Source organism: Streptomyces sp. NPDC005070 (assembly GCF_053600395.1).
The window spans coordinates 1-6,794 of sequence record NZ_JBSFZS010000220.1 but is presented as its reverse complement, the minus strand read 5'-3'; the positions used below and the strand labels follow the sequence as shown (position 1 = coordinate 6,794).

General features: G+C 72.8%; 6 protein-coding genes. 2 read left to right on the top strand and 4 right to left on the bottom strand.

Annotation, left to right across the window (positions count from 1 at the left end; genetic code table 11):
* Positions 1 to 1,350 (top strand): ricin-type beta-trefoil lectin domain protein (locus ACWEBX_RS36010; RefSeq protein WP_451888964.1); only part of this gene is annotated, 1,350 nt, incomplete at its 5' end.
* Between the two features lie 31 nt (positions 1,351 to 1,381).
* Here ACWEBX_RS36010 and ACWEBX_RS36005 read toward each other — a convergent pair.
* The 3 genes from ACWEBX_RS36005 to ACWEBX_RS35995 all read right to left on the bottom strand — a co-directional run bounded on the left by ACWEBX_RS36005 (position 1,382) and on the right by ACWEBX_RS35995 (position 5,198).
* Entirely contained in the window at positions 1,382 to 2,638 is a 1,257-nt protein-coding gene (locus ACWEBX_RS36005; RefSeq protein ID WP_451888963.1) for a hypothetical protein, read from the bottom strand.
* Between the two features lie 248 nt (positions 2,639 to 2,886).
* A complete protein-coding gene (locus ACWEBX_RS36000) occupies positions 2,887 to 3,651 on the bottom strand; it encodes a DUF4232 domain-containing protein (RefSeq protein WP_451888962.1) in 765 nt (254 codons plus the stop codon).
* A gap of 143 nt (positions 3,652 to 3,794) precedes the next feature.
* A complete protein-coding gene (locus tag ACWEBX_RS35995; protein ID WP_451888961.1) occupies positions 3,795 to 5,198 on the bottom strand; it encodes a serine/threonine-protein kinase in 1,404 nt (467 codons plus the stop codon).
* 46 nt (positions 5,199 to 5,244) lie between these two features.
* Here ACWEBX_RS35995 and ACWEBX_RS35990 point away from each other — a divergent pair, with 46 nt between their 5' ends.
* On the top strand, positions 5,245 to 5,796 hold the full coding sequence (locus tag ACWEBX_RS35990) for an RNA polymerase sigma factor (protein ID WP_451888960.1): 552 nt from the start codon (positions 5,245 to 5,247) through the stop codon (positions 5,794 to 5,796).
* A gap of 57 nt (positions 5,797 to 5,853) precedes the next feature.
* On the opposite strand, the gene ACWEBX_RS35985 is transcribed toward ACWEBX_RS35990, so the two are convergent.
* Positions 5,854 to 6,735 (bottom strand): jacalin-like lectin, encoded by an 882-nt coding sequence (locus tag ACWEBX_RS35985; RefSeq protein WP_451888959.1) that lies wholly within the window; start codon positions 6,733 to 6,735, stop codon positions 5,854 to 5,856.
* Positions 6,736 to 6,794 lie beyond the last annotated feature (59 nt).

The following is a 6,794-nucleotide window of genomic DNA, read 5'->3' as shown; positions in this document are numbered from 1 at the left end:
GCAGCCGCGGGCGCGGCCCACGAGCCGCACGGTGACCGGGCCGACGGAGGCGTGGCCCGCGCCGGGGAAGCGCCGGCTGCCGACGCCGGCCCGGCCGCCGGGAGCGCCCCCATCGTCGAGTTCCTGCCCGACGCCGACGGCGTGCGCCCCCCGGGCCTTCCCCCGCGCACCCCGCCGGACGCCCGTCAGCCCACCGGTACCCCGCCCACGGGCCCCGAAGCGGCCGTGCCGGGGCCGGCCTCGCCGTACGCACAGGGTGCCCCCGCACCCGTCGGGGACGACCGGTCCTCCAGCCGCCAGGACGACCGGTCCTCCAGCCGTCGGGACGACCGGCTCTCCCGGCGTCGGGGTGCCTCCCGGTCCGGTGCCGGGGCCCGCTCCTCCGGCTCCGCGGCGGGCGCCGGAACCCGTGCCTCCCGCAGAGCCGCCGAGCGCAAGGAGGCCAGGCGCTCGCCGGGACGCCGCAACGTCACCGTCGCCGTGCTGACCCTCAGCGTACTGATCATGATCCCGCTCGTCCTGTGGGTGTCCGACGCCGATTCCGGCGGCCGGCACGACACGGCCGACGGCGGCCGCTCCGCCGACGCGCCGAGCCGCAGCACGGACCCGTCGTGGGCCCGGACCGGGGAGACGAAGGACGGCACCGTGCGCGGCCGGCTGCGCAACGCCGCGACCGGCCGGTGCGTCGGCTTCGCCGGGACGACACCGGCGAGCGGTGCCGAGGCCCGGCTCATCCCGTGCTCCTCGGAGTCGGCGACGCAATGGTCGTACGGGACGGACGGACTGCTGCGCGACGCGGCCCACCCCGGTCTCTGTCTGGACTCGCACCTGAGCTACTCCGTCCAACTGGCCCCCTGTACCGACCTGTCGCGGCCCGGGGCGAAGAACGTCCGCTACGACCTCACCCTCCAGGGCCTGCTCGTGCCGCGCTGGAACCCGGATCTGGCCCTGGTCCCGGCGTCGGCCGAGGGGGAGTCGGCACTCGTCCTCAAACTCCGCGAGAACGAGCCGGTCCAGTACTGGACGTTCGACACCTCGTCGCCCTCGCTCCAACTGGAAGTCGTCAACTGGGACTCCACGGACGGTGACGCGAAGGGCTCCGTCACGGGGAAGCCGTCCGCGTCCGCGATAGCGACCGACGGCACCCGGACGCCCACCGCGACGGCCACGACTCCCGGCAGCCACGCCACGCCGTCCGCTGAGCCCTCCGACACCTCCTGCGCTTCGGTGTCCGCCTTCTGCCCGGGAGACGGGCTCAACGGCTCGCCCCGGGACGGCGGTTACGGTACGGGCTCCGGTTCCGGCGGCTACGGATCGCTCGGCGGAGGGGGCCACGGAAGCCGCCGGTGACTCCGGCGGTCCCCCGTCCCCAGGCCGTTCGTCAGGATGCCGCGGTGCCGGAGGAAGCGCCGGCCGAGCCCGTCGAACCGGCCGTTCCCAGGAACTCGTCCCAGCCGCCGAGCGGCGACTGCCCCGGGTCGAGTGTGCGCAGCTTCCGCAGGACCGCGGGGTCCTGGGCCTCCAGCCAGGTGACGAGCTGGCGGAAGGAGACCATGCGGACGTCTTCGTGGGCCGCCATCCGGGAGAGTGCCTCCTCGACGGCGTCCATGTAGATGCCGCCGTTCCAGCGCTCGAAGTGGTTGCCGATGAAGAGCGGGGCCCTGTTGCTCTCGTAGGCGCGCCGGAAGCCGCCGAGGTAGCTGTCGCGGGCCTGGACGCGCCAGGCGTCGTACCGGGTGCGGTCGCCGAGCGGATTGGCGCCGGACTGATTGGCCATCAGGTTGTAGTCCATCGACAGGACTTGGAAGGAGTGGCCGGGAAACGGGATGGACTGGAGCGGGAAGTCCCAGATCTTGCCGCCCCGCACCTTGGCGGGCCACATCTGGAGTCCGCCGGGCGAGCTGGCGTCGTACTTCCAGCCCAGCGCGGCGGCGGTCGGCAGGAGATTCGCCTGACCTTCCAGACAGGGAGTACGGCCGCCGGTCAGCTCCTTCTCGTAGTCGAACGGGAGCGGTTCCAGGTCGGTGAAGCCGGTGTTGGTCCGCCACTCGGTGACGAACTTCTTCGCCTGCGCTATCTCGCTGCGCCACTCGGCGGGCGACCAGCGGCGGACCCCGTCCGTGCCGCAGAAGTGACCGTTGAAATGGGTGCCGATCTCGTGCCCCTCCAGCCAGGCCGCGCGTATCTGCTGGAGGGTCGCGTGGATGTGCCGGTCGGAGAGATAGCCGATGGCGGAGGCGCCGACGGGGTGCTGCGGCGGGTGGTAGAGGTGCTTCTTCGACTCCGGCAGGGTGTAGATGCCGCTGAGGAAGAATGTCATCGACGCCCCGTGATCGGCGGCGACCTTGCGGAACCGGGAGAACAGCTTGTTGCTCAGTTCACCCGCGCCGTCCCAGGAGAAGACGACGAACTGCGGGGGCCGTTCACCGGGCTTCAGCCGCTTCGCCTTCGGCTGCCTGGGCTGGGCTCCGGTGTCCGCCGTGGACCCGTCGCCGATCAGCTTGACCGGCCGGAGCCGCGCCGGGCCGTCGCCCCCGCTCCCCACGGACCAGTCCTGCGCCGAGCAGGCCGACAGGGCTCCCAGCGCGCCCGCCGACGCCGTCGCGGCCAGCAGTCGCCTGCGTGAGACACCGCTCATCGCTCATCCCCCGATGTTCTTGGCACCGGCCCGGGTTCGGAGCCGATGCCTTCGTCAGAACGACGCGCCTCTCGCGGGGTGCGTCAAACGGTGGGATGCGTGAAATTCCGGAAAGGGTCGCGGTAAGCGGGACACGTTGCCGTTCTGTGACAAATCCGGCTGCGCGAGGGGCGGTTGGTGGGCATGGGAGACGGCGTTCTGCGCGGCGAAGGCCGGGCGTACGGCCGGGCGCACGGCCGTACGCCCGGTCAGGGGGCGCTCCCGGGGCGGACGACCGTCAGGGAGACCGACGACGCGTTGCCGGACACGGGCACCTCGCCCTGGGTCCACGCCACGGTGAGCGAGTCCCGCTCGTTCGGCGGTGTGACGATCAGCGAGGCGGGAGTCGCCGTGTCCGCCCCGCTGATCTCCGGGTTGGAGAAGGTCAGTCCGGACCACGCGCTGTGCCCGGGCGCGAGCACGACGGTCGTGGGCGTGCCCGAGGACCGCCGCGGGTCGGGTCCGAGCTGCTTGCCGGACGCGTCGACGAAGGCCGCGCCGGGGTAGCCGCGTACGGTGCAGGCACGCTTGGACGTGTTCGTCAGGACGATCGGGAAGTTCTCCTGGCCCGCTCCGGGGTCGTTGCGGCCGACGGAGGCGCGCAGTTCCGAGGTGTGGCAGCGCCCGCCGCCCGCGGCGCTCCCCGCGGAGGCCGAGGCCGAGGCGGACCCGTTCCCCGACCCCGTGCCTGTCCCGGTTCCCGTCTTCTCCGACGGGGCGGCGCTCGCGGCCGGGTCGGCCGCCTCGCCGGAACCCGCCGTCGTGTTGGTGCTCGTGCCGCCGGACGCCGGTCCGGCCGTGCCGGGCAGGGTCTTCGGCGAGCCCTGCGGGGTGCCGTTGCCGCAGGCGGTCAGCAGGCTCAGCAGGGCGACACCCGCGAGCAGCGCGGCCCGCCGGGCCCCGGGTGTCGCGCGATGCGCGGACCCCGTGCCGGTCCGGTCCGTGTCCGCCGCCGGTTGCGGGAAGGTCGACATGTCACCACTCCTTGCGAATCTCCGTACGGGCTCATCGCCCATGCGCGAGGCGCGTCGCGCCCCGTCATTCCTCTTGGATGCGCCCGGGGACCGAAAAGTTCGCGGGATCGCCGACAGGTTCCGGCGGGACCGCCCGTCCAGGATCAGGCCTTGAGGCGTACGGAGCCGATGACACCGTCGGCCGTGTCGTCGTCGCCGCTCTCCTGGCGGATCTGGACGTACACCTGGGACCGAGTGCCGGTCCCCGTCGCGGTCAGCGCGGCCTCGGTGAGGCGGCCGTCCTCGCCGGGACAGCCGTCCCAGGTCCGTATCAGCCCGTGCCAGCGCGCGCCGGCATAGGCGTGGCTTCCGGCGTAGTGGCATCCCGGGTGCGCGATGGCGCGGACCGCGCCGGTCACGTCGCCGTGTTCGCTCAGTCCGACGAAGGCCCCGTCGACACCGGCGCGGAGGTCCGGCCAGCGAGCCAGGCGGTTCGCGACGACGAGGCCGGGTTCCGTGACGTCGTCGAGTCCCAGCGACCGCGGATTCCATCCCGAGTCGCGCACCTGCCCACCCCAGCCGGCCGGTACCTCCACCGTGATCCGGCCCGTGCCGTCCTCGACCGCGAGGGTTCTCGCGGCGGGCCTGTGCTCCAGCAGTACGGCGCCGACGCCGACGGCGCAGGCCACGGCGACGCCGGTCACCGCGAGGATCGTGGAGCGCCGGGGTCGCATGGGCCGCCGGTTCCGCCGGGAGCCGGGGACACCTTCGTCCCCGGCCTCCCCGGCCAGCCGTTCGAGCTCCGACGCGAAGGCCCCGGCGCTCGGCCAGCGCCGCTCCCGGTCGGGTTCCATGGCACGCAGCAGTGCCCGCCCGACGTCCGGACCGATGTCCGTGCGGAGCCGGTCGGGGCGTTCGACCTCGCCCGGCGGGCCCGGAACCGAACCGGTGACGAGGTGGTGGCCGAGCGCGCCCAGGCTGTACACGTCGGCGCGCGCGTCGATGCCGGATCCCGGCCGGGCCTGTTCGGGCGGGGTGTAGCCGGCCGAGCCCGCCGCGATGGTGAGTCCGGAGGCCTGGGCCAGACTCTTGGCGAGCCCGAGGTCGGCCAGCAGCACCCGGTCGGCCCCGCCGGGTGTGGTGCGCAGGAGCACGTTGGACGGCTTGATGTCGCGGTGCACGATCCCGGCCGCGTGCAGCGCGGCGGCGGCCCGCGCTGCGAGTGCCGTCAGGCGCAGCGCCTCGGTGACGGGCAGCGGACCGGCCTCGATCCGGTCGGCGAGGGTGCCCCCGTCGGCGTACTCCATGACGAAGTAGGGTCTGCCGTCGGGGAGTTCACCGATGTCGTAGACCTGGACGACCCTGTTGGAGTCGGCCTTGCGCAGCAGCCGGGCCTCGGAGAGGAAGCGTTCCCGGATGTCCAGGCGGTCGACCCAGTTCTCGGTGAGCACCTTGACCGCGACGGCAGCGTCGAGAACGTCGTCGTGGGCGAGCCAGACCACGCCGAAACCGCCCGCGCCCAGGCGCCGTTCGAGGCGGTAACGGCCGATCCGCTCCAGCGAGTGCATACGACTATCATGCCTGGCCTCTGGCCGGCATCGAGGGGAGCGCCAGGTGGGCGACGCGGCGGAGACCGAGGAACTCGCGCTGCGGGCGGCGGCCGGGGACCGGGCGGCACTCGACGTCCTGCTCCGGCAGGTCCGGCCCGAGGTCGTCCGCCGGTGTGCGCGCTTCCTCCCCTGCCGTGAGGACGCCGAGGAGGCGGCCCAGGACGTCCTGCTCCAGGTCGCACGCAGGATCACGGCGTTCGAGGGGCGCAGCCGGTTCAGCACCTGGCTGTACACGGTGGTCGCCAACTGCGCCCGGCAGAAGTACCGCGAGCTGAAGCGGCGGGCCGCCGAGCGGCCGGAGGCCATCGACGCCGCGTGGTACGTCGATCCGCGGACGACGAGTGTCATCGCGGGTTCCAGGATCGACCTGCTGGAGGCGCTGGAGCGACTGGAGCGCGAACACCCCCATCTGGTCGCGCCGTTGGTCTACCGGGACATCTGTCAGCTCGAGTACGCGGAGGCCGCCGAGCGTGTCGGCGTGCCGCTCGGCACGCTCAAGTCCCGTCTGCACGAGGCCCGCAAGAGAGTCAGACCGTGGTTGTCGGACGCTTCCTGACCGGCTCCCGCCGGGTCCGGGAACCCGGCGGGAACGGTTCGGGCGCCTGCGGCCCGGTCAGCGCTGGGTGGAGATGAAGCCGATCTTGTCGACCTCGTCCCCCGCGCGGCCGTGGAAGCCGGCGAGCTGCCGGCCGCTCGGCGCGGTGCGGGTCACGCAGTCCGATGTCGTCGTGCCTCCGGCCAGGCTCCGGCCGAGGTTCGTGGTGAACTTCGCGTAGAAGATACGGGTATGACTGTCCTTCACGCCCTTGCAGAGTTGCACGGAGGTGACGTACTCGCCGCTGCCGAGCGTCAGTGAGGCGGCGGTGCCACCGGTGCCGCCGTGCGTGAGTGTGGTGCCGTCGCTCAGCGTCAGCCCCAGCCGGTCGACCCGTGAGCCGCTGCGGATGGACACCACGGATGCTCGGGCGCCGGCCGGCACCTGGACGATGTCATTGAAGTAGTCGCCGTGCGGCCCTCCGAACTGGTCGCTGAGCTGGAAGCCGCCGGCGCGGGACCAGGTGAACGACGCGGTGATCGGGTCGTGGTCGGAGAGCATGAGGCCGTCGGAGGTCAGGAAGCGTGTGTGGTCGTTGTGGTAGCTCGTCGCGTCGAGTGCGACCGACTTGCTGCCGCGGTAGAGGATCTTGTCGACGACCTCGCAGGTGTCGGGCACGGTGGTGCCGCTCTGGTCACAGACGAGGGCGTCGCTGCCCTTGGCAGGCGCGGTGCCGCCGCGGACGAGCTGGACCCAGGCGTCCGTCAGTCCGTTGGCGGCGGCGAACTCCGCGATGGTGTCGCCGGACCGGGTGTAGCGGGTGTTCGTGTCGCCCATGACGACGACGGCGTTGCCCGAGGAATGCGTGCCGATGAACGCGCTGAGCTGGTTGAGATTGTCGGCGCGGGAGGAGAGATCACCGGCCGCGTCCGCTTTGGGAGCGGAAGGCCGTGGGTTCAAATCCCGCCACCCCGACCACCGGCAGGGCCGCGCGGGATCCGCCCGGACAAGATCGCCTT